This window comes from Maribacter sp. X9 (assembly GCF_048537565.1).
GTDB lineage: Bacteria > Bacteroidota > Bacteroidia > Flavobacteriales > Flavobacteriaceae > Maribacter.
Genome location: NZ_CP183215.1, coordinates 1,347,670 through 1,371,554, shown reverse-complemented (window position 1 = coordinate 1,371,554; position 23,885 = coordinate 1,347,670). Strand labels below are relative to the sequence as shown.

Annotated in this window: 14 protein-coding genes, 1 tRNA gene, 1 pseudogene and 1 CRISPR repeat array; of the genes and pseudogenes, 13 read left to right on the top strand and 3 right to left on the bottom strand. The window is 39.0% G+C overall.

Annotated elements, in window-relative coordinates; all coding sequences use genetic code 11:
* Positions 1 to 111 precede the first annotated feature (111 nt).
* Both ACNR9Q_RS05740 and ACNR9Q_RS05735 read left to right on the top strand, forming a co-directional pair.
* The gene (locus ACNR9Q_RS05740) at positions 112 to 2,871 is read left to right on the top strand and encodes a DUF7133 domain-containing protein (protein WP_419213657.1); all 2,760 of its coding nucleotides are present in this window, start codon (positions 112 to 114) and stop codon (positions 2,869 to 2,871) included.
* Positions 2,872 to 2,908: 37 nt separating this feature from the next.
* Positions 2,909 to 3,955: a sugar phosphate isomerase/epimerase family protein gene (locus tag ACNR9Q_RS05735; protein ID WP_419213656.1), complete on the top strand. Its 1,047-nt coding sequence runs from the start codon at positions 2,909 to 2,911 to the stop codon at positions 3,953 to 3,955.
* Here ACNR9Q_RS05735 and rimM read toward each other — a convergent pair.
* Together rimM and ACNR9Q_RS05725 are read right to left on the bottom strand one after the other, a co-directional pair.
* Positions 3,952 to 4,479, bottom strand: a complete 528-nt coding sequence (rimM, locus tag ACNR9Q_RS05730; RefSeq protein WP_419213655.1) for a ribosome maturation factor RimM — start codon at positions 4,477 to 4,479, stop codon at positions 3,952 to 3,954. The two genes, ACNR9Q_RS05735 and rimM, sit on opposite strands and share 4 nt — an antisense overlap.
* Before the next feature lie 12 nt (positions 4,480 to 4,491).
* On the bottom strand, positions 4,492 to 5,205 hold the full coding sequence (locus ACNR9Q_RS05725) for a 30S ribosomal protein S16 (RefSeq protein ID WP_419213654.1): 714 nt from the start codon (positions 5,203 to 5,205) through the stop codon (positions 4,492 to 4,494).
* A gap of 305 nt (positions 5,206 to 5,510) precedes the next feature.
* On the opposite strand from ACNR9Q_RS05725, the gene ACNR9Q_RS05720 reads away from it, so the two are divergent.
* The 7 genes and pseudogenes from ACNR9Q_RS05720 to ACNR9Q_RS05690 form a co-directional block, all read left to right on the top strand.
* Entirely contained in the window at positions 5,511 to 5,966 is a 456-nt protein-coding gene (locus ACNR9Q_RS05720; protein ID WP_419213653.1) for a ferritin-like domain-containing protein, read from the top strand.
* A gap of 175 nt (positions 5,967 to 6,141) precedes the next feature.
* Entirely contained in the window at positions 6,142 to 10,527 is a 4,386-nt protein-coding gene (gene dnaE / locus ACNR9Q_RS05715; protein WP_419213652.1) for a DNA polymerase III subunit alpha, read from the top strand.
* 235 nt (positions 10,528 to 10,762) lie between these two features.
* Positions 10,763 to 11,080, top strand: coding sequence for a thioredoxin (gene trxA, locus ACNR9Q_RS05710; RefSeq protein ID WP_089259085.1), 318 nt, complete (start codon positions 10,763 to 10,765; stop codon positions 11,078 to 11,080).
* 121 nt (positions 11,081 to 11,201) lie between these two features.
* The gene (locus ACNR9Q_RS05705) at positions 11,202 to 12,131 is read left to right on the top strand and encodes a DUF58 domain-containing protein (RefSeq protein ID WP_419213651.1); all 930 of its coding nucleotides are present in this window, start codon (positions 11,202 to 11,204) and stop codon (positions 12,129 to 12,131) included.
* A gap of 72 nt (positions 12,132 to 12,203) precedes the next feature.
* Positions 12,204 to 12,277, top strand: a tRNA-Asp gene (locus ACNR9Q_RS05700).
* Positions 12,278 to 12,530: 253 nt separating this feature from the next.
* Positions 12,531 to 12,905 (top strand): Arm DNA-binding domain-containing protein, encoded by a 375-nt coding sequence (locus ACNR9Q_RS05695; protein ID WP_419213650.1) that lies wholly within the window; start codon positions 12,531 to 12,533, stop codon positions 12,903 to 12,905.
* Between the two features lie 132 nt (positions 12,906 to 13,037).
* Positions 13,038 to 13,478: pseudogene (locus tag ACNR9Q_RS05690) on the top strand (SOS response-associated peptidase); the annotation flags it as partial.
* A 60-nt stretch (positions 13,479 to 13,538) separates the two neighbouring features.
* Here ACNR9Q_RS05690 and ACNR9Q_RS05685 read toward each other — a convergent pair.
* On the bottom strand, positions 13,539 to 14,630 hold the full coding sequence (locus ACNR9Q_RS05685) for a Fic family protein (protein WP_419213649.1): 1,092 nt from the start codon (positions 14,628 to 14,630) through the stop codon (positions 13,539 to 13,541).
* Positions 14,631 to 14,780: 150 nt separating this feature from the next.
* Between ACNR9Q_RS05685 and ACNR9Q_RS05680 the strand changes: the two genes are divergently transcribed.
* From ACNR9Q_RS05680 to cas2, 4 genes are all read left to right on the top strand, one after another.
* Positions 14,781 to 15,599: an endonuclease/exonuclease/phosphatase family protein gene (locus ACNR9Q_RS05680; protein WP_419213648.1), complete on the top strand. Its 819-nt coding sequence runs from the start codon at positions 14,781 to 14,783 to the stop codon at positions 15,597 to 15,599.
* Between the two features lie 276 nt (positions 15,600 to 15,875).
* Positions 15,876 to 20,045: a type II CRISPR RNA-guided endonuclease Cas9 gene (cas9, locus tag ACNR9Q_RS05675; RefSeq protein ID WP_419213647.1), complete on the top strand. Its 4,170-nt coding sequence runs from the start codon at positions 15,876 to 15,878 to the stop codon at positions 20,043 to 20,045.
* Between the two features lie 3 nt (positions 20,046 to 20,048).
* Positions 20,049 to 20,966, top strand: coding sequence for a type II CRISPR-associated endonuclease Cas1 (gene cas1, locus ACNR9Q_RS05670; protein ID WP_419213646.1), 918 nt, complete (start codon positions 20,049 to 20,051; stop codon positions 20,964 to 20,966).
* Positions 20,967 to 21,007: 41 nt separating this feature from the next.
* The gene (cas2, locus tag ACNR9Q_RS05665) at positions 21,008 to 21,313 is read left to right on the top strand and encodes a CRISPR-associated endonuclease Cas2 (RefSeq protein WP_419213645.1); all 306 of its coding nucleotides are present in this window, start codon (positions 21,008 to 21,010) and stop codon (positions 21,311 to 21,313) included.
* 117 nt (positions 21,314 to 21,430) lie between these two features.
* Positions 21,431 to 23,744: direct repeats of the CRISPR family, unit length 46 nt; unit sequence CCCGTGAATCATCATATAAATATAAGAACTGAAAGCAATTCACAAC.
* Between the last annotated feature and the right edge of the window lie 141 nt (positions 23,745 to 23,885).

The following is a 23,885-nucleotide window of genomic DNA, read 5'->3' as shown; positions in this document are numbered from 1 at the left end:
AATCATTTTCATCACGTTTTAACAATCGATATAGTAATTAATACGAAAGTAAATTCATATTTTCAAATATTGAAATTTAAAATTATGCAATCCATTAAACTAACAATAAGGATGAAACTAAAAGCTTATGCTCTTTTAATTGTCCTTCTTGCCCTAGGATGTAAACCAGACCAAAAAATTCAGGATCCCGTAGATTTGGTCATCAATTCAATGTCAGATTCGCTTGTAGCGGTAACACTTCCTGAAGATGTAGATCCAACAGACGAGAATTGGGCAGGAATAGATTTAAACCCAAAAAATCCGGTACGTCCACTTTATCCAAATCAAGAAGCCGCTACATTTTTACTTCCTCCAGGTTACCATATAGAACCGATACTTACCGAACCTCAAATAGAACAGCCAGGGGCTATTTCTTTTGATGGAAACGGAAGAATGTATGTATTGGAACTCAGAACATATATGTTAACTGCTGATTCTGATGGCACTTTAGAACCACAAAGTAAAATTTCTAGATGGGAAGACAAAAACAACGATGGTATTTATGAAACGGGGACCGTTTTCGTTGATAGTTTAATATTTCCACGTTTTGTTTTGCCGTATGGTAAAGATTGTATCCTATCAATGGAATCGGATACGGATAATGTATATAAATACACCGACACGAATGGTGATGGCAAAGCGGATAAGAAAGAGTTTTTTACCAATAAATATGGCCGATCTGGTAATGTGGAACACCAACAGGCTTTCATGTATTATGGCATGGACAATTGGCTATATAGCACCGTAAATGCGTTTAGGGTTAGGGAAACGCCCAACGGGGTCATCAGGGAAAAAACCGGTTATAACCGGGCACAATGGGGAGTAACGCATGACGATGATGGTAAACTATGGTTTCAAGGAGGTGCTAGCGGAGTACCCTCCCATTTTCAATTTCCTATTCATTACGGGAACTTTACCGTTGAAAACGAGTTGGCCGAAGGATTTGATATTCCGTATGGAGCGGCCATTAAGATAGCCGATATGCAAGGAGGTATGGACCAAATAAGACCGGAAGAAGGCTCTTTGAACAGGGTGACAGGTTCCGCAGGTAATGATATCTATAGAGGCGACCGATTACCTACTGATCTATACGGTCAATATTTTTATGGTGAACCCGTGGCTAGAATCGTGAGGCAAATCAATCCGGTCGTTTCTGAAGGGTTAACTACATTACACAATGTCTATCAACAGGAACAATCTGAATTCCTTAGATCCACAGATCCCTTGTTCAGACCTGTAGATATGACGACCGCCCCCGATGGCACGCTATATATTACAGATATGTACCACGGTATAATCCAAGAGGGGCAATGGGCTCAAAAAGGCACCTATCTACGAACCAAAATAGAACAATACCAGTTGGACAAAGTGATAGGATTAGGTAGAATATGGCGTATTACACATGACAGTAAGGAACGTGACAAAACTCGTCCGACGATGTTCGAGAAAAAACCGATAGACCTGATTCCGTACCTGGAACATCCGAACGGATGGTGGCGAGATAAGGCCCAACAATTGATTGTTCTTTCCCGTGATCAAAGTACGGTAAACGAGCTAAAAAAAATGGCTTTGTCCAACAAAAATACATTGGCTAGAGTTCATGCACTATGGTGTTTAGAGGGACTAGGCGCACTTCAGACGGATTTGTTAAACAATCTTTTTAATGACCCGAATCCAAAAATAAGAATACAGGCCATGCGTGCTGGTGAGACCCTTTACAAATCGGGTACTAAAAATTTGGCGCCATCCTATCTCAACCAATTGGAGAACGATAATGTAGATGTCGCACTTCAAGCCATGCTTTCATGCAAATTTTTAGCATTGCCCGGTTATGAAGAAAATCTTGCGAACGTACTAAAAACTAATTCGTCGAAAGGAATACAGACAATAGGTTTACAAATTCTCACTCCTGAAAAAAATGAAAATGGCTGGAATCGAAACGATATTTTATTGAGTGAGGTCCAGCGAGATCATTTAGAAAAGGGCAGGATTATTTTCAATGAACTTTGTGTTCAATGCCATGGAAACGATGGTACCGGAACCCCGTTAGGAAACGGCACCGTTATGGCTCCTCCTCTTTCCGGTTCGGTACGTGTACAGGAACATCCGGAATATGTAGTAAAAGCCATATTGCATGGTCTTGAAGGTCCGTTGGATGGTAAAACCTATCCAGCTGGTATTATGGTCGGAAATAAAGAACAATCCGATGATTGGGTCGCCTCTATTGCTTCGTATATACGGAATAATCTATCGAATGAAGCCTCGACCGTAACTAGTGCATACGTGGGTAAAGTAAGGGAAAAAACGGCCGAAAAAAAGGGAACTTACAAGTATTCAGAACTAATAAATTCCGTTCCTACACTACTGCCTTTGCATGAGGAATGGAAGGTGACTGCAAGCCATACCGCGGCGAACAGGATTGGAGGAACGGCTTCCCCTAAAAGTGCATTTAATTTCGAAGGATGGACCACTGGGGAAAATCAAACAAAAGGAATGTGGTTTCAAATTGAATTTCCCGAAGCTATTACATTGACCGGTTTTCAGGGGAATTCCCCTCCTATTTCCAGGGGATGGAGAGAAGGTTCACCTCCACCCCTGCAGACCTATGCTAAATTTTATGAAGTTGCAGTTTCAAAAGATGGTAAAAACTGGATTACCGTAGACAAAGGAGAAGGAACCGACCAAGATTTTAAATTAGACTTTGAACCGCTATTAACCAAGTACTTAAGGTTTAGCTTAACGGATACCGTAAATGAAGAAGATGAAATCCCTTGGCGAATTAAGCAGTTAAAATTATATGTACTGAATACCCCTAAAGAATTATCTAAATAGCACCTAACATAGTATTCCTGACCATAACATTTAAATTATGAAAACAAATAAATCAATAGCTCAAAGACGTTCCTTCTTAAAAAAGTCAACCGCCTTTATTACTGGCACTACACTTTTAGGACCTTCCCTATTCGGTGCTCCCAGATTATTAACCTTAAGTTCTAAACCGAATTCGAAAATCAATGGTGTCCAACTTGGGGTTATTACATATTCCTTTAGAAGTATGCCAGACCAAAGTGCAGAAGCTACTTTGCAATATATTTTAGATGCTGGCATCAGTGCGGTTGAACTCATGGGCGACCCTGCAGAAGTTTATGCCGGAAAGCCAAAAAGTTCTTTAGATAGACGGGGCTTTTATGGCATGATGAGACGGAAAAGGAACAATGAATTGACCGACGAAGAGCTCAAGGAATTTGCAAAAATGGAGACGGCCTTATCAGAATACAATAAAGAAGTTGCTGAATGGCGCTCAACCATCACGATGGAAAAATTTCAAGAACTCCGTAAAATGTATAACGATGCCGGTGTAACCATATATGCTTTTAAACCGAATGCCTTTGGAAAGGAAAATACAGACGCGGAAATAAACTGGGGCATGAAAACCGCCAAAACGTTGGGTGCAAGCCATGTTACCTTAGAACATCCGAAAGATGACGAGCATACTGCAAAATTAGGTAAGATGGCAACAGAACATGGTATATATGTGGCATACCACGGGCATGAACAACAAACTCCTACATTCTGGGACACGGCATTAAAACAATCAGACCATAATGCCTTAAATCTTGATATAGGACATTTTGTAGCCGCCGGGAATGAAAATCCATTAGGAATTATCAAAGAAAAGCATGAACACATCATGAGCATGCATATTAAGGACCGTCAAACACCCGAACACCACAAAGGAAATGTTTTTTGGGGAACAGGTGACACTCCAATAGTCAAAGCGCTTCAATTAATGCGTGACAATAACTATTTCTTTCCTGCGACCATAGAACTGGAATATGACATTCCAGAAGGATCCGATGCGGTAAAAGAAGTTAGAAAATGTTTCGAATACGCGAAACAAGCATTGGAAAGCTAGGATAGATACAACTCAACCAAACCTTCAGGAGTACGAACATAAATTGTCTTATTATCACGATCCACCTTCGTAATGATATCATCATTCATGGGAATGAGCAATTGCTTATCCTCCTTTTGTACTTCAAATAAAGCCTGCGCCGTGGTATCATTTATACTTTGAATGACACCAATGTTTCCATGAACCGCATCGACCATATCAAAACCAATGACTTCATGATAATAGAACTTATCCCCGGTTAGTTTTGGTAGTTGGGTAAGTGGTAAATAAAGTGCCGATCTCATAATGCGGTCCGCATCAGATTCCGATTTCACTTCCTCAAAATCGATGCGTAGCAAATCTGATTTATGTAATCGACATCGTTTAATAAAAAATGGAACCAGATTGTTTCCTAAAGAAACGAATACTGATTCCATATTTTCGTAGATCTCGGGGTCATCGGTATCTAGTTTCACCAGCACCTCTCCCTTAAAACTATATTTTGAAACGATTTTACCCAGGTAGAAACAATCTTCCTTTCTCATCGTTTCTATGTATTATGCTTTATCTCCTGTATCTGCTGGCTTAACGTCCTCATCATTGTTTTCGATCACCTCTTTTACAGAAGGTGCTTCTGCCATATCATCATTGGCAGCAATAACTCCCTCTTCTTTTACGGGAGCAACTGGAGTTGTATCTGCGTTATCCACATCTGAAGTTGGTGTATCGGCAGTTTCAACGACCTGCTCTGGTTCACCTGCAGCCTCAACCGCTTGAATTTCTTCTTCAGCACTTTCCCCCTCAGGAGTTTCTGGAAGTGCGGCAGCGGCAGCTTCAGCAGCACGCTTCTCGTTTACTTCTTTCTCTGCTTTTAGCGCAGCTGCTCTCGCGTCTGCTTTTACTTTGTCCAAACCACCTACTTTATCGGCAATGGCTTGCTCTTTCTCAGAAACCCAAGTATTGAATTTTTCTTCGGCTTGTTCTTCGGTCAACGCCCCTTTACGTACACCACCTAATAAATGATGCTTTAAAAGAACCCCTCTATAAGAAAGAATTGCTCTAGCTGTATCTGTTGGTTGGGCTCCGTTCTGTAACCACTTTACCGAACTATCAACATTAAGTTCAATGGTTGCAGGATTTGTATTTGGATTGTAGATACCCAATTTCTCCAAAAATTTACCATCTCTTGTCGCTCTTGCATCTGCTGCAACTACCCAATAGAATGGTTTTCCTTTTTTACCGTGTCTCTGTAATCTAATTTTTACTGGCATATCACATTAATTTGTAGGGTGCCCGACCCCTGGTTATTAATTCATTTTCGCTTTGCTCGAAAGCGGGTGCAAATATAGCCGAATCTAATGAATACACAACATAAGATTTGAAGTTATTTAATTTGATAAGCGTTAAATATATTAAGAATACACCGTGCAGACTGTTAAACCTGTGATAAACCCCCATAAATACTTGTGTTTTCGGCATATTACCATAACTTATAAGAACCGGTTATTGAAAGACAATAACGAAGAAGAATTTAGAAGAAGAATTTAGAAGAAGAATTTAAATGATGAGAGATATTATGAAGTATTCAGAAAAAATTACGAATATACTAAACGATTTATTAACAAGAACATACGATGCTGAAAAAGGCTATAAGTTGGCTCAAGAAAAAGTAGACAACATTACGGTAAAGAAATTTTTATCCGATAAAGTACAACAACGTTATAATTTTGGAAATGAGCTCAAAGATGAGATTAAAAATTTTGGAGAACTTCCAGAAAAAGGTGGAAGCCTAAAAGGAGATGTTCACAGAACTTGGATGAATCTAACTACTTCCCTAAGCAATAATGACACAGAGAGAATATTGGAAGAGGTCGAAAGAGGAGAAAAAGCAAGCATCGATGAATATAATGAAATCTTGAAAGAGAATGATATTGCATTAGTACCTTCTACCCATAAATTATTAATGAAGCAAAGGGATGAAATTAAAAATGCATTGAACAATGCTAAAATTTTCGAGGCATCGCTTTCTTAATCAAATAAGCAATCCTAAATAGAAAGTCGGACAAATAAATGTCCGACTTTTTTTCGTTAATAACTGCTTACAAATCTGTTTTTATACCCTATAGGTTTTCAGTAATTTTATCTGTTCTATTTCAACCGGCGCTTCTTACGAACAAGAAGCACCAAAATCAATAGCACTTTAGCATATGTACCTCATTTTCGATACCGAAACCACCGGACTTCCCAAACGCTGGGACGCACCTATAACAGACACCGACAACTGGCCTCGCTGTATTCAAATCGCCTGGCAATTGCATGACGATATGGGTAATCTGCTGGAGCATCAGGATTATCTGGTGAAGCCCGATGGCTTTACGATTCCCTTTGATGCGGAACAAATCCACGGTATTTCTACGGAATTGGCAGAACAACAAGGCGTACCCTTGGCAGAGGTCTTGGAGAAGTTCAATACGGCCATGTCCAAGACAAAATTTATCGTGGGCCAGAACGTAGGATTCGATCTCAACATCATGGGTGCGGAATTTCATCGTCTAGATGTTGAAAATCCGTTACAGGAACTTCCGGTATTGGATACTTGTACAGAGCATACCGCTCAGTTATGTCAAATTCCCGGTGGCCGTGGCGGCAAATTCAAACTTCCTACCTTAACCGAGTTACATCAATACTTATTTGGAGAACCTTTTGGGGAGGCCCATAATGCGACGGCCGATGTTGAGGCCACCACCCGATGTTTTCTAGAGCTGGTTCGAAAAAGACAATACACCGCCGAACAATTAGATGTCAGGCCCGATTATTTTGAAAACTTTTCGGAAGCAAATCCACAAGAAATTCAGCTTATTGGCCTTAAACACATCAACCTCAAAAAAGCATCCAAGAAAATTGCCGATGCCCTTTGGGCGAAGGACACCGGTGGCGTTTCCCAAGAAGAACTAAAGGAGAATATAAAGACCTTGGAAGATGCGCCTTTTGCGCACCTTCATAACCATTCGCAATTCTCGGTTCTGCAATCTACCATTGCGGTAAAAGATTTGGTACAGGCCGCCGCAGATGGGCAAATGCCCGCAGTTGCCATTACCGATCACGCGAATATGATGGGTGCATTCCATTTCGTCAAGGAAATAGGGGCCCATAACAAAAATGTCCAGGCCAAAAATGCCGAGGCGATTGAAAAAGGTGAGGAACCCAACTTACAGGAAATCACGCCTATCATTGGATGTGAATTTTTTGTCTGTGAAGACCACACCAACAAAAATGTCAAGGATTACGGTTACCAAATCGTATTGTTGGCCAAAAACAAAAAAGGCTACCACAATCTGGCCAAAATGTCCTCTATCGCCTACACGGATGGATTTTATTACGTACCCCGAATCGACAAAAAAGTCATTCAACAATATAAAGAGGATATCATCGTACTTACCGGAAACTTGTATGGTGAAGTCCCAGGAAAGGTCCTGAACGTAGGCGAACACCAAGCGGAGGAAGCCCTGATTTGGTGGAAACAGGAATTTAGTGACGACCTATATATCGAATTGATGCGACACGGTCAAGAAGATGAAGACCGGGTCAATAAAGTGCTGCTTGAGTTTGCCAAAAAACATGATGTAAAACTGGTTGCCACCAACAACACCTATTACTGCGCCAAGGAAGATGCCGAGGCCCATGATGTGTTGCTTTGTGTAAAAGACGGTGAAAAACAAGCCACACCCATAGGTCGCGGCAGGGGTTATCGGTATGGATTGCCCAACCAAGAGTATTACTTTAAGTCTCAAGACGAGATGAAAGAACTCTTCAAGGATTTACCGGATGCAATTTTGAACATCTCCGAAATTCTCGATAAAATAGAGCCCTATGAATTGGCCCGAGATGTACTCTTGCCCGTTTTTGATATTCCCGAGGAATATAAAGATCCTGAAGATGCTGTTGACGGCGGTAATCGCGGTGAAAATGCCTATTTAAGGCACATTACCTACGAAGGTGCCAAAAAACGTTATCCAGAAATTACCCAAGAAATAAGGGAACGTATAGATTTTGAACTCGCTACCATTAAGAATTCAGGATATCCCGGATATTTCTTGATTACGGAGGACTTTATAAGGGAAGCGCGGAAGATGGATGTTTCCGTTGGACCGGGGCGTGGCTCGGCCGCAGGGTCGGTCGTCGCTTATTGCTTGACCATTACCAACATCGACCCTTTAAAATACGATTTACTTTTTGAGCGTTTCCTGAATCCGGACCGTGTATCCATGCCCGATATTGATATCGACTTTGATGATGAAGGACGAAGTCGGGTCATGGATTATGTCATCAAAAAATACGGTGCCAACCAAGTAGCTCAGATTATCACCTACGGCACAATGGCGGCCAAATCCTCGATTCGAGATACTGCTCGGGTGTTAGATCTGCCCTTGGGTGATGCGGACCGTATTGCAAAACTGATTCCCACCATGTCCAAACTGGGCAAAATTTTTGGGGTTTCCGATGTCGATCTAAAAAAGAAATTCAGGGCAGATGATTTAGAAAAAATATATCAGCTTTTAAATATTCATGATGGGGACGACCTAGAGGGTCAGACTCTGAAAATGGCAAGAACGTTGGAAGGTTCGGTACGCAATACCGGAATCCATGCCTGCGGGGTCATTATCACTCCCAGCGACATTACCAATTTCGTACCCGTAGCAACTGCCAAAGATTCCGACTTGTATGTGACCCAGTTCGATAACTCAGTTGTTGAAAGTGCAGGCTTGTTGAAAATGGATTTCTTGGGACTGAAGACCCTGACCCTAATTAAGGACACCGTCAAAATCGTGAAGGCCAAGCATGGTATCGATTTGGTACCCGATGATTTTCCACTGGATGACGAAAAAACATACGAGCTCTTTCAGCGTGGGGAAACGGTCGGGGTTTTCCAATACGAATCTCCCGGGATGCAAAAACACATGAAGGATCTAAAACCTACCGTTTTTGACGACCTGATTGCCATGAATGCACTGTACAGACCAGGGCCCATGGAATATATCCCGAGCTTCATTGCCCGTAAACACGGTAGTGAGGAAATTGCCTATGACCTTCCGGATATGGAAGAGTACCTCAAAGAAACTTATGGTATCACGGTTTATCAAGAGCAAGTCATGCTCCTGTCGCAAAAACTGGCCGGATTCTCTAAAGGTGATGCCGATGTTTTGCGAAAGGCCATGGGGAAAAAGATTTTTGCCCTACTACAAAAACTGAAACCGCAATTTTTAGATGGGGGTGAGAAAAAAGGACATCCAAGGGAAGTATTGGAAAAAATCTGGAAAGACTGGGAAGCCTTTGCAGCATATGCCTTTAACAAAAGTCACTCTACCTGTTACGCTTATATCGCCTACCAAACCGCTTATCTAAAGGCCCACTACCCCGCCGAATATATGGCGGCGGTATTGAGTAACAATATGAACGATATTAAGCAGGTTACTTTCTTCATGGAGGAATGTAAACGCATGGGGCTAGATGTATTAGGACCAGATGTGAATGAATCCTATTACAAGTTCGCCGTAAACCAACAAGGGGCGGTACGTTTTGGAATGGGTGCCGTAAAAGGTGTTGGGCGTTCGGCAGTGGAAACCATTGTAGAAAACCGAAAAGAAGGTGGTGCATTTAAATCCGTTTTTGATCTGGCCAAACGCATAGACCTACGATCGGCCAATAAAAAAGCCTTTGAGAACTTAGCGGTAGCCGGTGGATTCGATTCATTTGGCACAACCCATAGGGCCCAATATTTTCACGATGAAGGAGATGGCCTTACCTTCTTGGAGAAAGTAATTAAATACGGTGCCAAGTATCAAGAAAACGAAAACTCGGCCCAGGTAAGCTTATTCGGTGACGCCAGTGAAGTTCAGATTCCCGAACCTATGGTACCGCCATGTGAAGAATGGGGCACCATGGAGAAATTGCGTCGTGAAAAAGAAGTCGTAGGGATTTATATTTCAGGACATCCATTAGATGATTTTAAAACGGAGATCAAAGCGTTTTGTAATGCTAACGTTTCTTGCGCCAACGATTTACCTAAATATGTGAATAGGGAACTCACCTTTGCCGGGGTAATTACAGACGTGCAACACCGGACTTCTAAAAATGGCAAAGGCTGGGCAGCATTCACCATGGAAGATTATACCGATTCTTTCGAGTTTCGGATATTTGGTGAAGAATATTTAAAATTCCGTCACTTTCTCATGATCAACTCCTTCGCCTATGTAAAACTATTTGTTCGTGATGGGTGGGTGAACAGGGATACCGGCAAAAAAGGAGATCCGCGAATACAGTTCAATAGCTTTATGCTATTGCAAGAAGTTATGGAAACGTATGCTCGAAAGCTGACCCTTAAACTTAATATCGACGAGTTAGAGGAAGAAAAAGTGCATCTGCTAAAAGACACCTTCATGTCCCATAGAGGCGATCACCCCATTAATTTTATCGTTTACGAAATGCAGGAACAGATTAAAGTGAACCTATCGAGCAGAAAACAAAAAGTACAGATTTCTAGCGAACTCTTACAGCTACTAGACGCTAACGATATCCATTATAAATTGAATTGAACATATAAAATCAGACAAAAGGCCTCCTCTTTATTTTAGAATAAGCAAAACGGTTGTATTATATACCCCTGTTATTCAATGCCCTATTTTGAATAGCTCGAAAAAATCAAAGTAAAAATAGCCCTAAAACCCAATAAATTAGCCTGATAACCCTATAGGCAAAACGAATTAGACAGCGGTAAGGAATCAGAAGAATAATTGACTAAATTTGCATAATCAATAAAAGTAAATACAAATGGCATTAGAAATAACAGATGCTACTTTTGACGAGGTAGTTTTAAAAAGCGATAAACCGGTAGTAGTAGATTTTTGGGCAGCATGGTGTGGACCTTGTAGAATGGTAGGTCCAATTATTGACGAGGTTAGTAGTGAATACGAAGGCAAAGCGGTCGTTGGTAAAGTTGATGTTGATGCAAACCAAGAATTTGCAGCAAAATATGGCGTACGTAACATCCCCACTGTTTTGGTGTTCAAAGGTGGTGAAATTGTCAGCAGACAAGTTGGTGTTTCCCCTAAAAAGGTTTACACCGACGCAATAGATGCTCTTTTATAGGCATTATACAACAATATAAATTTTAGGAAAAAGAGCTAACGATCGTTAGCTCTTTTTTATTTGGCCTAATTTTAAACCTACCATTGAGTACAGTAGGTAGGTGTTTAGTATCTTTAGTCTTGTGAACCTACAGTCAGAATTAAATAGTGCGACCTTATTCTCTAACCTTGAGCTATTGGCCAATCAAGTTGTAGAAGGTTTTATAAGCGGAATCCATAGGAGTCCTTTTCATGGATTTTCTGCGGAATTTGCCGAACATAAAATTTACAACAATGGGGAAAGTACCAAACATATTGACTGGAAGCTATTCGCCAAGACCGATAAACTATACACCAAACGTTACGAGGAGGAAACGAATCTAAGGTGCCACATGATCTTGGATAATTCGGCCTCTATGTATTACCCCAACGTTAGGACTTTAAAACTAGACTCCTTAAATAAAATCGGATTCAGTGTTTTGGCTATTGCCGCATTAATGAACGTACTAAAACGGCAGAGTGATGCGGTAGGTCTAAGCGTATATTCAGATGCATATACGTATTATGCTCCAGAAAAAGGGAGCGAACGTCATTTTCAGATGTTGCTGACCCAACTGACCCAACTAAGTATTACGACCAATGAAGCCCAAGAAACCAAGACCTATACCTACCTGCATCAAATTGCGGAGAAAATAAAACGGCGAAGTCTTATTTTTCTATTTACCGATATGTTCCAAACCGAAAAAAACGATACAGAACTGTTCGAAGCGCTACGTCATTTAAAATATAATAAACATGATGTGGTTCTTTTCCATCCAATGGACAAACAACATGAACTGTACTTCAATTTTGAAAACACACCAAAACGTTTTGTAGATGTAGAAACCGGTGAACATATAGACCTTTATGCCGATACCATAAAAGAAGCTTATAACGAACGAATTGATGCATATATAGCTGATATTAAAATGAAATGCGCCCAATACAAAATCAAATATGTTGACATTGATATTCAGAGCGATTTCTCAACCGTTCTCAATACCTTTTTGGTCGAACGCCACAAATTCCTGTAAGCTGAAAAAAATAAAAGAAAAATGTTTGCGCAATACAATAAACAACATATATTTGCACTCGCTTAACGCCACGGTCTGGTAGTTCAGTTGGTTAGAATACCTGCCTGTCACGCAGGGGGTCGCGGGTTCGAGTCCCGTCCAGACCGCTTGGAATATTTCCAAATTTACACAAAAGCCTGTAAACGAGATGTTTACAGGCTTTTTTCATTTCCATAGGCACCAAAAAACATCAAAAAATACCATATAAAAGGTGAGCAATTCGGTGCGCATTTTATCTCCCAAAAAATGCTCACCGCCATCGCCATAATTAGCTGTTTTACAATTTATTGCAAGGATTTATTAACATTTATTTAAGACCTCTTTTTGTATCTTCAAAGTGTTAAAACAAAACCTTTTTCCATGTTCTCTACGATCAACGTCATTTTTTACCCTAAAAAAAGAAAATCCAGTAGTAATAAATTAGTGCCCATCTTTGCCCGTATCACATTGGACAGCAAGCGTGCAGAGTTCAGTACGGGCAAACAAGTCGACCCTTTAAAGTGGGATACCAACACTGGTCGATTGCGCGGGAAGACCGCAGAAATACTGGTACTAAATCGATTTTTTGACACATTGAAAAACAAGTGTGTAAACATATATGACGAACAGGTTCGCAACGAAGAATATGTGGATGCCGACTTGGAACTCATTTATTTCCATGCCAACGGCTGGAGCCATCCCGTGATGTGGACCTTGGGCCAAGAAGAGCCCAACAATATGCTCCCTGTCATGTAGGGCATCATGCCCCCCAAGGAAAAGCAGGAAAACTATACCGAGTATTTCAAGAACCCAAAGACCTTTGGGGGACTGAATGCCAAATCCGAAAAGCTCTTTGACCATTTCGTGTAGCGATACTGTTGGGAGAACCAGCGGTGCATCATTCCAGTGGATGGTTTCTTCGAACCGCACAATACGAAAGTGAAAGTCAAGGGCAAAGGCTTTAAGGTTCCCTTTTACTTCCATAGAAAGAACGGCGACCCCATATATCTTGCCGGTATCTATACCAACACGGCTGATGGTAGAAGGACCTTTGCGGTATTGACCAAGGACGCCACCCCCATGTTTGCCGATATCCACAATGAAAAGAAACGACGTCCGGTCATCATTGATGATGAAAATTTGGATGCTTGGTTACATAACGGCAACAATGAATCAGACGTGCAAGATCTCATCGATGACGATTTATGGGAAGGAGATCTAGAAGCCTATCCAGTCACCAAGGACCTCTATAGTAGAAGTGTGGATTCCAACTATACGGGCATCATTGACAAAGTGGTATACGAGGAAGTGTCGATTTCCTATGATTGACCAAAAAAAGAGAGGGCCTGTTTTCAGACCCCTTGTTGTATAAGCTTCGCTCGCTATTTTCTACGGTTTGATTTCATATCTGGTACTCCTTCCCCCTCCTATGGGAATAAAGATTCCTTTTTCGACCAAATCCTGTAAATCTCTAGTAGCCGTGGCTTTGGATGCTCCAGTCAAGGAAACATATTTACGAGCATTCATGCCTCCTTCAAAACCTTTATGCCCTTCATCCAGCATCCTGCGAACAACTTTCTCTTGACGATCATTGAGTCTATCCTTATGCTGATCAAAGAACTTGGTCTTTTTTAAAGTGAACTCGATTTCTTGTTCGGCATCTATTTGTGCCTCAAGAACGGTCTGTACAAAATAATTGACCCACTCAGTAATTTCATTGGAGTGTTGCGCTTTTTTCAATGCTCCATAATAGGCATTTTTGTTACTCTCAATGGACTTTGATAAACTGAAAAGAACTGGGCGATTGATACTTTGGGACAGGGCTTTTTCAGCTATTGCACGACCTATCCTACCATTGCCATCCTCAAACGGATGGATGGATTCAAAATACAAATGGGCTACAGCTGCCCTTATTATTGGTTTCTTTATGATATCCTTTGCCCCATTGAACCATGCGATGAAAGCCTCCATCTCCGATGGTACCTTTTCAGAAGGTGGTGCCTGAAAATGGACCACTTCCCTCCCCATGGCCCCGGATACAATTTGCATCGGTTCTTCATGGGTCCGCCATTGGCCTACTTGAACGGATATATTTCCCTTCATCAACATTGCATGCCAATCCAACAACTCTCTTTCACTAAGGATCTCATTGAAATTCTTTCGAACGGCCAACATAAGCTCCGCTATCCCTTCAGCTCTTTTATCCTTGGTCAAGGGAACATCTTGTTGAATCCCCAAGTTTCGTTTGATGGAGGACATTACATCATTTCTGCTCAAATATTCCCCTTCGATCTCTGAGGTCTTAATTGCCTCGGAAACCATTAGGTTGATCATCGCATCCGTTTGCTCCATTTCCGAAAGTCCCTCCAACACCCCACTGATTCGCCCTGTTCTCTGGGCAAAATCAAAGAGCTTGTCTTCAACATCATCGGTTTGATATTGAAAATTGGGCCAATCCTTTTGTTGCCAATTGTATCTCATGAGCCGATTAAATCGTTTATTCGGCTCAAATATAATATTTTTATGAGTTGATTAAGCAGATTATTTGGCTCATTCTAGTATTGATTACAGATTTACGTAAACCGATAACCTTAACTTTCAATAGCTTTACATTTCATTGAACGCAAGCTTATGTTTCAGAAAATACTCCTCTTATTACTCCTTTTAACTGCATTACAAAACTTCTCACAACAAGATGAAATCACCATTATCTCATGGAACATTCAAGATTTTGGAAAGACTAAAAGCTATGATGAATTAGAAGAAATAGCAGAGTTGCTTAGAGATGCTGATATTGTAGCCATACAAGAAGTAGTTTCTGGGTTTGGTGGTGCGCAAGCAGTGGCCAAACTAACCGATGTTCTTAACCGCAAAGGGGCTCAATGGGATTATGCAATCAGTAACCCCACCAGAATACCAAAATATGTGACCGAGCGTTATGCCATTGTTTGGAAAACAAAACATATTAAGATTAAAAATAGAGGAAAACTTATTAAGGAACTAGAAACTACCATTGACAGGGAACCGTTTCTATTGGATTTTTACATAGCAGACAAAAAAATGACCCTTATTAACTTTCACTCCAGGCCTCATGACAAAAACCCAGAAGCCGAAATTACGGCACTCACCGAATACATAATCCATAATTTTACAGGACCAGTCATTTTAGCAGGGGACTTTAATGTTGACGAAGCCAACCCAGCGTTTGACAACTTTAAGAAAAATGGCTACTCCCCTGCCGTTGCCAACCAAAAAACGACCTTAAAAAGAGATTGTGATGGTTTTGACTATCGCAACCATGCCATTGATAATATATTCAATTCCAAGACCATTGCTAAAACCAAAAGCGGTGTCATTGATTTTGTAAGAGAATGTGACAACTTGGAAAGGGCTCGAAAACTATCCGATCATTTGCCAGTTTATTTGAAGGTGGAAATAAACAATCTCTAATTATCATCAACTTTTTATAAATTTTAGCAGAGCTGAAGCCCACCAAACCTATTTCAACTACTCTAAATAATTGTCTTTAATAAGACACTAACCTGTATATAAAATGAAAGCGACCCGTAAAGGCCGCTTTAAATGTTTACACAACGGAATAATCCTTATTGTGAATTGCTTTCAGTTGTAAATGTAATGAATTGATTTTTAATCAAATTACAGATTTCCTCAATTTTGGGTGAAAAACTATTTCTATTTTTAAGAAAACATTTAGAAATAGGACGGATGAAACGAATATTAGGGCTGGATTTGGGTACTACGAGCATAGGATGGGCTCTTGTAGAAGAATCAGAAAACAAAGAAGATTCAAAGATTATCAAATTAGGAGTACGTGTAAACCCACTTACTGTTGATGAAAAGATAAACTTCGAAGGAGGTAAACCTATTACTACAAACGCAGATAGAACTTTGAAGCGTGGAGCCCGTAGAAATCTAGACAGGTATCAATTAAGAAGAAATTTTCTTATTCGAGAGTTGAAAAAACAAAACTTTATAACTGAAGATACTCCTCTTACAGAAATAGGTAAAGATACGACTCATCAAACACTTTCTTTGAGGTCAGTTGCTGCCCGAGAAAAGGTCTCCTTAGAAGACTTTTCTAAAATTCTTCTTGCTATTAACAAAAAACGAGGATACAAAAGCAGCCGTAAATCTAAAGATGAAAATGATGGCGTTGCTATTGATGGGATGGCTGTTGCAAAAATCCTGTATAATAACAAGTTGACGCCAGGACAGTATGCTTTCAATTTATTAACACAAGAAAAAAAATACATCCCTGACTTTTACCCATCTGATTTGAAAACAGAATTTGATACTATCTGGACGAAGCAAAAAGAATTCTACCCAGAAACCTTAACACAACTACTCTATCAAGATTTACAAGGAAAAAATAAAAATCAAACGTGGGCTATTTGCTCAAAACCGTTTCAAATAGAAGGTATAAAGTTAGATGGAGACCGTACGGAACAAAAGTTGAAACGCTATGAACTGCGCAAGGATGGTTTATCTCAAAAATTAAACTTAGAACATCTCGCTATTGTACTTCAAGAAATTAATAAAGATATCAACGGCACAAGCGGTTATTTAGGAAAAATAAGCGACCGAAGCAAAGAGCTTTATATAGATAAGCTTACAGTAGGAGAATATCTATATAATCAAATAAAGAAAAATCCGCATACTTCTCTCAAAAACCAAGTGTTTTATCGTCAGGATTATCTTGATGAATTTGAACAAGTCTGGACAACGCAAGCAAAATTTTATCCAGAATTAACCGATGAATTAAAAGCTAAAATTAGAGATATCATCATTTTTTATCAACGCCCTCTTAAATCCCAGAAAGGTTTGTTGAGTTTCTGTTTGTTTGAAAGTTGGCAACAAGAATATTATGATGAAATAAAACAGAAGAAACGAAAACGTACAATTGGTCAGCGCGTGATACCTAAATCATCGCCATTATTTCAAGAGTTTAAAATCTGGCAAAATATTAATGATTTAGAATTTAAATACGTTGGCAAATCAAATGATAACCTAGAAAAAGATGACTACAGCTATAAGCTAGATGAAGATGACAGAAGATTACTATTTTCAGAAGCAAACTTGAGAGGTGACTTGAGCAGTTCTTCGGTATTAAAACTACTTGGTTTGCCTTCAAAAGATTGGAAAATTAACTTTAGCGATGGTATAAAGGGCAATACCACAAATGAAAAGCTTTTTAACGTCTATCAAGAGATTATGGCCAGAGAAGGCTACGGGATTGACTGGAAAAAGAACGCTGCGCAAGAAATTCTTGACGAATTAAGAAAGGTGTTCCCGGTAATTGGTATTGATACTTCCTTATTAGATTTTGACAGCACATTAAAGGGTAATGAATACAGCAAGCAGTCCAGTTATGAACTTTGGCATTTACTCTATTCGGCCGGTGATGATGCTATAATTTCAGAAAAAGACAAGCTGATTTACGGTAATTCTGATGTAAACCTAAAAAAGAAATTGCATCAAAAATATGGCTTTGCTCCCGTATATGCTGCAATGCTTGCCAATGTAAGTTTTCCAAATGACTATGGTAGTTTATCGGCAAGAGCCATAAAAAAAATTCTTCCTCATTTACAGGATGGTTATAATTATTATGAAGCTTGCGACAAAGTAGGATACAATCATTCCAACAGCATCTCCGCTGAAGAAAATGAGAAAAGAGTTCCAAAAGAACGTCTTGAAATTTTAGGCAAAAATAGTTTGCGTAATCCTGTGGTTGAAAAAATACTCAACCAAATGATTCACGTCATTAACCAAGTATGTGATACTTATGGAAAACCAGAGGAGATAAGAATTGAACTCGCTAGAGAATTAAAAAAGTCTGCCGACGAGAGACGACAAGAGACTCAATACATTAACTCTGCTACAAAAGTGAATCTGGATATTGCTAAGACCATCCAGCAACAATTCGGCTTCACGCCTACTAAAAATGATGTTGTAAAGTATAAACTTTGGAATGAGCTTGCTCCACGAGGACACAAAAGCCTTTTCTCTGACGAACAAATTAAATTACAGGATTTATTCAGCAGTAAAATTGACATCGAACATATTTTGCCAAAAGCCCTTATTTATGATGATTCTTTCTCTAATAAGACACTAGCTTACCGCCACGTGAATCTGAAAAAGGCCAATCGTACAGCTATTGATTTTATTGCACAAGATAAAAATGCAGAGTTAGAAAATTATATAGAACGTGTGGAGGCTTTATATGATAATGGAAAAGGCTCTATAAGTAGAGGAAAACGGGATCGACTTTTAAAAAGTGCAAAAGATATTAAGGAAGGTTTTATAGAACGTGACCTGCGTAATAGCCAATACATCGCAAAAAAAGCACGCACTATGTTGCTCGAAGTATTTAAAAATGTAACACCTACCACAGGACGCATCACAGATAAACTTAGAGAAGATTGGGGGATTATCAATGTACTAAAAGAATTGAATTTGCCTAAATACAGAGCCGTTGGTTTAATTGAGATTGAAGAACGGAAAAATGAAAAAAAAGTTGAAAAAATCAAAGATTGGACAAAACGTAATGACCATAGGCATCACGCAATGGACGCACTGACAGTGGCTTTTACCACACACAATCATATACAATACATCAATAACCTGAACGCTCGTAGAGACGAAACCCACGATAAACATAAAATCATTCAAAATATTGAAAACCTCATTACCCACAAAGTTGAAGATGATAAAGGAAATATCAAGCGCAAGTTCGTAAAGCCGATGCCTAGGTTTAGAAGTGAGGCAAAAAAACAATTAGAAAGTGTATTAGTCTCTTTTAAAACAAAAAATAAGGTTGTTACACGTAATATAAATAAGACAAAAAAAGAACGTGGTTTCAACAAGTCACTTGAGTTAACACCAAGGGGACAGCTTCATAAAGAAACCGTTTATGGCAAGTCAAAAACTCCAAAATTAAAGCCTATCAAGATTAATAAGAATTTTGCTTTCGCAGAAGCCCAACAAATCATTCATTTTGGTCAGCGCGAATTAATACTCAAACATTTAAAAGCTTTTGATAACAATCCCAACATTGCTTTTGACACAAAAACACTGAAGAAACATCCAGTTATTTGGAATGATGAACCCTTAAAAGAAGTGCTGTGTTTTGAAGAAATATATACGATTAGAAAAGACATAGCACCTGGATTAAAACTTGACAAAGTAGTAGATGAAGGGATTCGAGAAATTCTTAAAAAACGAAAAGCTGAATTTAACGGAAATGATAAAGAAGCGTTTTCAGATTTAGATAAAAATCCAATTTGGCAAAATAAAGAAAAAGGGATTGCTATTAAACGCGTAACTATAACCGGAGTAAGTAATGCAGAACCAATGAATTATAAAAAAGATCATTTAGGAGAGGCTTTACTTGATGAAAACAATGAAAAAATACCAGCCGATTATGTAAGCCTCGGCAATAACCATCATGTTGCTATTTATGAAGATGACAAAGGCAAATTACAAGAAAAGGCAGTGTCACTTTATGAAGCAGTAGAGCGTGTAAATCAAAAATTACCTATTATAGATAAACAATACAACGCACATTTAGGATGGCAGTTTAAGTTTACAATGAAACAAAATGAAATGTTTGTTTTTCCTTCAGAAGAGTTTAATCCTAATGATATTGATTTGAGTTATCAGAAGAATTTTACCTTAATAAGCAAGCATCTATTTAGAGTGCAGAAAATTGCAACTAAAAATTATATGTTTCGACATCATTTAGAAACTGAGCTAAATAATTTTAAAGAAACTAGAGGTATATGTTGGGAACATATACAAAGTACTGAGCCTATTCGCAACTTTGTTAAGGTAAGAATTAATCATATCGGTCAAATTGTTCATGTAGGAGAATATTAAATTATGATCAAACGAACCCTCTTTTTCGGAAATCCCGCATATTTAAGCACCCGTAATGAGCAACTGGTGGTTAACTTTCTGGAAGAAGACAAAAAAGAGGCGACTATCCCTATAGAAGATTTGGGCTATGTAGTGCTTGAAGACCCACAAATCACAATTACCAATGGACTTATTATGAAATTAGTCCAGAATAAAACAGCTATAATCACCTGTGACAAACAGCACCTGCCCTGCTCACTCTTACAACCACTAGTAGGTCACAGTGAGCAAACAGAGCGGATGCGGTATCAACTCAATGCCAGTCTTCCGCTAAAAAAAAACCTTTGGCAACAAACGATAAGTGCAAAGATTTATAATCAAGCTTTACACCTGGAGTCAAGGGGCAAAAATGCAATAAAGTTAAAACGCTGGAGTAGTGATGTTAAAAGTGGTGATACCGGAAATCTGGAGGCCATTGCTGCTGCCCATTATTTTCAGAACCTTTTTAGTGAGGTAAATAATTTTAGTCGTAATCAAAAAGGAGTTCCGCCTAACAATCTGCTCAATTATGGCTACGCCATTTTAAGAGCGGTAGTTGCACGTGCATTGGTAAGTAGTGGCTTATTACCTTCTGTTGGGATCTTTCACCGCAATAAATACAACGCCTTTTGCCTGGCAGACGATGTGATGGAGCCTTACCGTATTTATGTAGATGCAGTAGTCTATGATATTTTGGAAACCGGATGTAATATAGAAGAACTTTCTACAAAGCTCAAAACCGAACTCTTGCTTATCCCTGCGTTAGATGTATACCTTGACGACAAGTGGAGCCCGCTAATGAATGCTGTAAGCCGCACCACAAGCAGTCTTTATGATTGCTTTTTGGGAGCAAACCGTAAGGTTTTATATCCTGAATTCAACAGAAGCAGATTGAGTGAATGATGCAAGGAAACAACTTTTCAAGACTTAACCAATATCGCTCTATGTGGGTACTTGTATTTTTTGATTTGCCAACCGAAACACGCACCGAACGTAAGACTGCAGCACGTTTCAGAAAAAATTTACTCGACGATGGTTTTGCGATGTTTCAATTTAGTATCTATATACGTTTTTGTGCAAGCAGGGAAAATGCCAGCGTACACATACGACGCACCAAAAATAACCTTCCAAAGAAAGGTAAAGTATGTGTTATGCAGATAACCGATAAGCAATTTGGAATGATGGAACTCTTTCACGGTCAAAAAGAAGTAGAACCGGAGCAACCTTCACAACAACTCGAACTCTTTTAAAAATACCAGAACTAAAATTGTCAGGTCGAGTGCAGTTGAGACCCATTTTAAGCCTTAATTTTTCAAATCCTGAAAATAGACTTAAAAAACAGGATACCAGCCTGTTATGGCGGGTATCCCGTGAATCATCATATAAATATAAGAACTGAAAGCAATTCACAACTGCCATTCATGTCGTTATTTTTTGGTGTTACCCGTGAATCATCATATAAATATAAGAACTGAAAGCAATTCACAACTGCACTTTAGCTCCCCATTTTTCGAACATTCCCGTGAATCATCATATAAATATAAGAACTGAAAGCAATTCACAACTTCTGCAGCGTCACCAAGCCCATTTCCTTCCCGTGAATCATCATATAAATATAAGAACTGAAAGCAATTCACAACTTCTGCCTTGCTGCTATTTCAATGGCTGCTATCATATAAATATAAGAACTGAAAGCAATTCACAACCAAATCTTCGATAGGGGTCTTTTGGTCTTGCCCGTGAATCATCATATAAATATAAGAACTGAAAGCAATTCACAACTAGCTCCGGCGACGATTTTACCACCACTTCCCCGTGAATCATCATATAAATATAAGAACTGAAAGCAATTCACAACCAGATCATAAAGGTATGTAAATATTTTATGCCCGTGAATCATCATATAAATATAAGAACTGAAAGCAATTCACAACTATCCGATCGATGTACATTTTATTCTGCATCCCGTGAATCATCATATAAATATAAGAACTGAAAGCAATTCACAACTGAGGACGGCCAACAGAACGGCGACGAAACCCCGTGAATCATCATATAAATATAAGAACTGAAAGCAATTCACAACACCTGAACATCTATTTTGGGTACGTAAAGGCCCGTGAATCATCATATAAATATAAGAACTGAAAGCAATTCACAACAGCAATTAGAAAGGCTTTCTTTGCGGCGTTCCCGTGAATCATCATATAAATATAAGAACTGAAAGCAATTCACAACTCAGCTACAAAAGAAAGAACGTTTTTAACACCCGTGAATCATCATATAAATATAAGAACTGAAAGCAATTCACAACGTACCGGTAAGAATACCCGCCAAACCATCTCCCGTGAATCATCATATAAATATAAGAACTGAAAGCAATTCACAACTAAAGACCGTAATGCACTACTTGGATTTAACCCGTGAATCATCATATAAATATAAGAACTGAAAGCAATTCACAACAACAAATCTTCGCTACCACCACAGCATAAACCCGTGAATCATCATATAAATATAAGAACTGAAAGCAATTCACAACCTATCTTAACGTCGTCGGTATCTATTGCCACCCGTGAATCATCATATAAATATAAGAACTGAAAGCAATTCACAACGTATAACCTCCTATATTCTGCCAGAAAGAACCCGTGAATCATCATATAAATATAAGAACTGAAAGCAATTCACAACTTGGGTGTCTATTATGGCAATATTCTTAGTCCCGTGAATCATCATATAAATATAAGAACTGAAAGCAATTCACAACTCGTTAGAGCTGAAAGAACATAAGGCAAACCCCGTGAATCATCATATAAATATAAGAACTGAAAGCAATTCACAACACCTGAACATCTATTTTGGGTACGTAAAGGCCCGTGAATCATCATATAAATATAAGAACTGAAAGCAATTCACAACACGAGTTAGACGACATATACGAGGACGCTACCCGTGAATCATCATATAAATATAAGAACTGAAAGCAATTCACAACTTTGAAGGAACAGGCATATCAGGATAAAAACCCGTGAATCATCATATAAATATAAGAACTGAAAGCAATTCACAACAAAATCCAAACTTGTTCTTCCTGCAATAGCCCGTGAATCATCATATAAATATAAGAACTGAAAGCAATTCACAACATACGCCCAACATTTTGACCGTTAGTAACACCCGTGAATCATCATATAAATATAAGAACTGAAAGCAATTCACAACTGTGCCACCCGTCACAAATTGTGCCCTCACCCCGTGAATCATCATATAAATATAAGAACTGAAAGCAATTCACAACTTTTGACGCTCAGGACCGAGAAAAAGATAACCCGTGAATCATCCTATAAATATAAGAACTGAAAGCAATTCACAACATGTATTTCCAAATCAAATAAAGCTTGACACCCGTGAATCATCATATAAATATAAGAACTGAAAGCAATTCACAACAGAGCTGCATAAATCTATCATGCCGAGTTTCCCGTGAATCATCATATAAATATAAGAACTGAAAGCAATTCACAACTCCCTTTTCAATTTTTACATATTCCTCAAACCCGTGAATCATCATATAAATATAAGAACTGAAAGCAATTCACAACTACAATACCCGTGACCGTCCAATCTCCGGCCCCGTGAATCATCATATAAATATAAGAACTGAAAGCAATTCAAAATAAGTAAGGACATTATTCTCCCACCGATTCGCCTGTCCGTAATCCTTAAATTCAAAAAATTTAATCAATCACCTTTTTTATGTTTGTGAGTCTTTAGAGAGGGTGTATTCCCTGGTGTTTTTTTATTATCCCTCTGTCTACG

What these genes read in the sequence shown, in the direction of transcription:
- rimM (WP_419213655.1), bottom strand. Translation starts at nt 4,479, where the DNA reads ATGAGAAAGGAAGATTGTTTCTACCTGGGTAAAATCGTTTCAAAATAT.
- cas2 (WP_419213645.1), top strand. Translation starts at nt 21,008, where the DNA reads ATGTGGGTACTTGTATTTTTTGATTTGCCAACCGAAACACGCACCGAA.
- cas1 (WP_419213646.1), top strand. Translation starts at nt 20,049, where the DNA reads ATGATCAAACGAACCCTCTTTTTCGGAAATCCCGCATATTTAAGCACC.
- trxA (WP_089259085.1), top strand. Translation starts at nt 10,763, where the DNA reads ATGGCATTAGAAATAACAGATGCTACTTTTGACGAGGTAGTTTTAAAA.
- ACNR9Q_RS05735 (WP_419213656.1), top strand. Translation starts at nt 2,909, where the DNA reads ATGAAAACAAATAAATCAATAGCTCAAAGACGTTCCTTCTTAAAAAAG.
- ACNR9Q_RS05740 (WP_419213657.1), top strand. Translation starts at nt 112, where the DNA reads ATGAAACTAAAAGCTTATGCTCTTTTAATTGTCCTTCTTGCCCTAGGA.
- ACNR9Q_RS05685 (WP_419213649.1), bottom strand. Translation starts at nt 14,630, where the DNA reads ATGAGATACAATTGGCAACAAAAGGATTGGCCCAATTTTCAATATCAA.
- ACNR9Q_RS05680 (WP_419213648.1), top strand. Translation starts at nt 14,781, where the DNA reads ATGTTTCAGAAAATACTCCTCTTATTACTCCTTTTAACTGCATTACAA.
- dnaE (WP_419213652.1), top strand. Translation starts at nt 6,142, where the DNA reads ATGTACCTCATTTTCGATACCGAAACCACCGGACTTCCCAAACGCTGG.
- ACNR9Q_RS05720 (WP_419213653.1), top strand. Translation starts at nt 5,511, where the DNA reads ATGAAGTATTCAGAAAAAATTACGAATATACTAAACGATTTATTAACA.
- cas9 (WP_419213647.1), top strand. Translation starts at nt 15,876, where the DNA reads ATGAAACGAATATTAGGGCTGGATTTGGGTACTACGAGCATAGGATGG.
- ACNR9Q_RS05695 (WP_419213650.1), top strand. Translation starts at nt 12,531, where the DNA reads ATGTTCTCTACGATCAACGTCATTTTTTACCCTAAAAAAAGAAAATCC.
- ACNR9Q_RS05725 (WP_419213654.1), bottom strand. Translation starts at nt 5,205, where the DNA reads ATGCCAGTAAAAATTAGATTACAGAGACACGGTAAAAAAGGAAAACCA.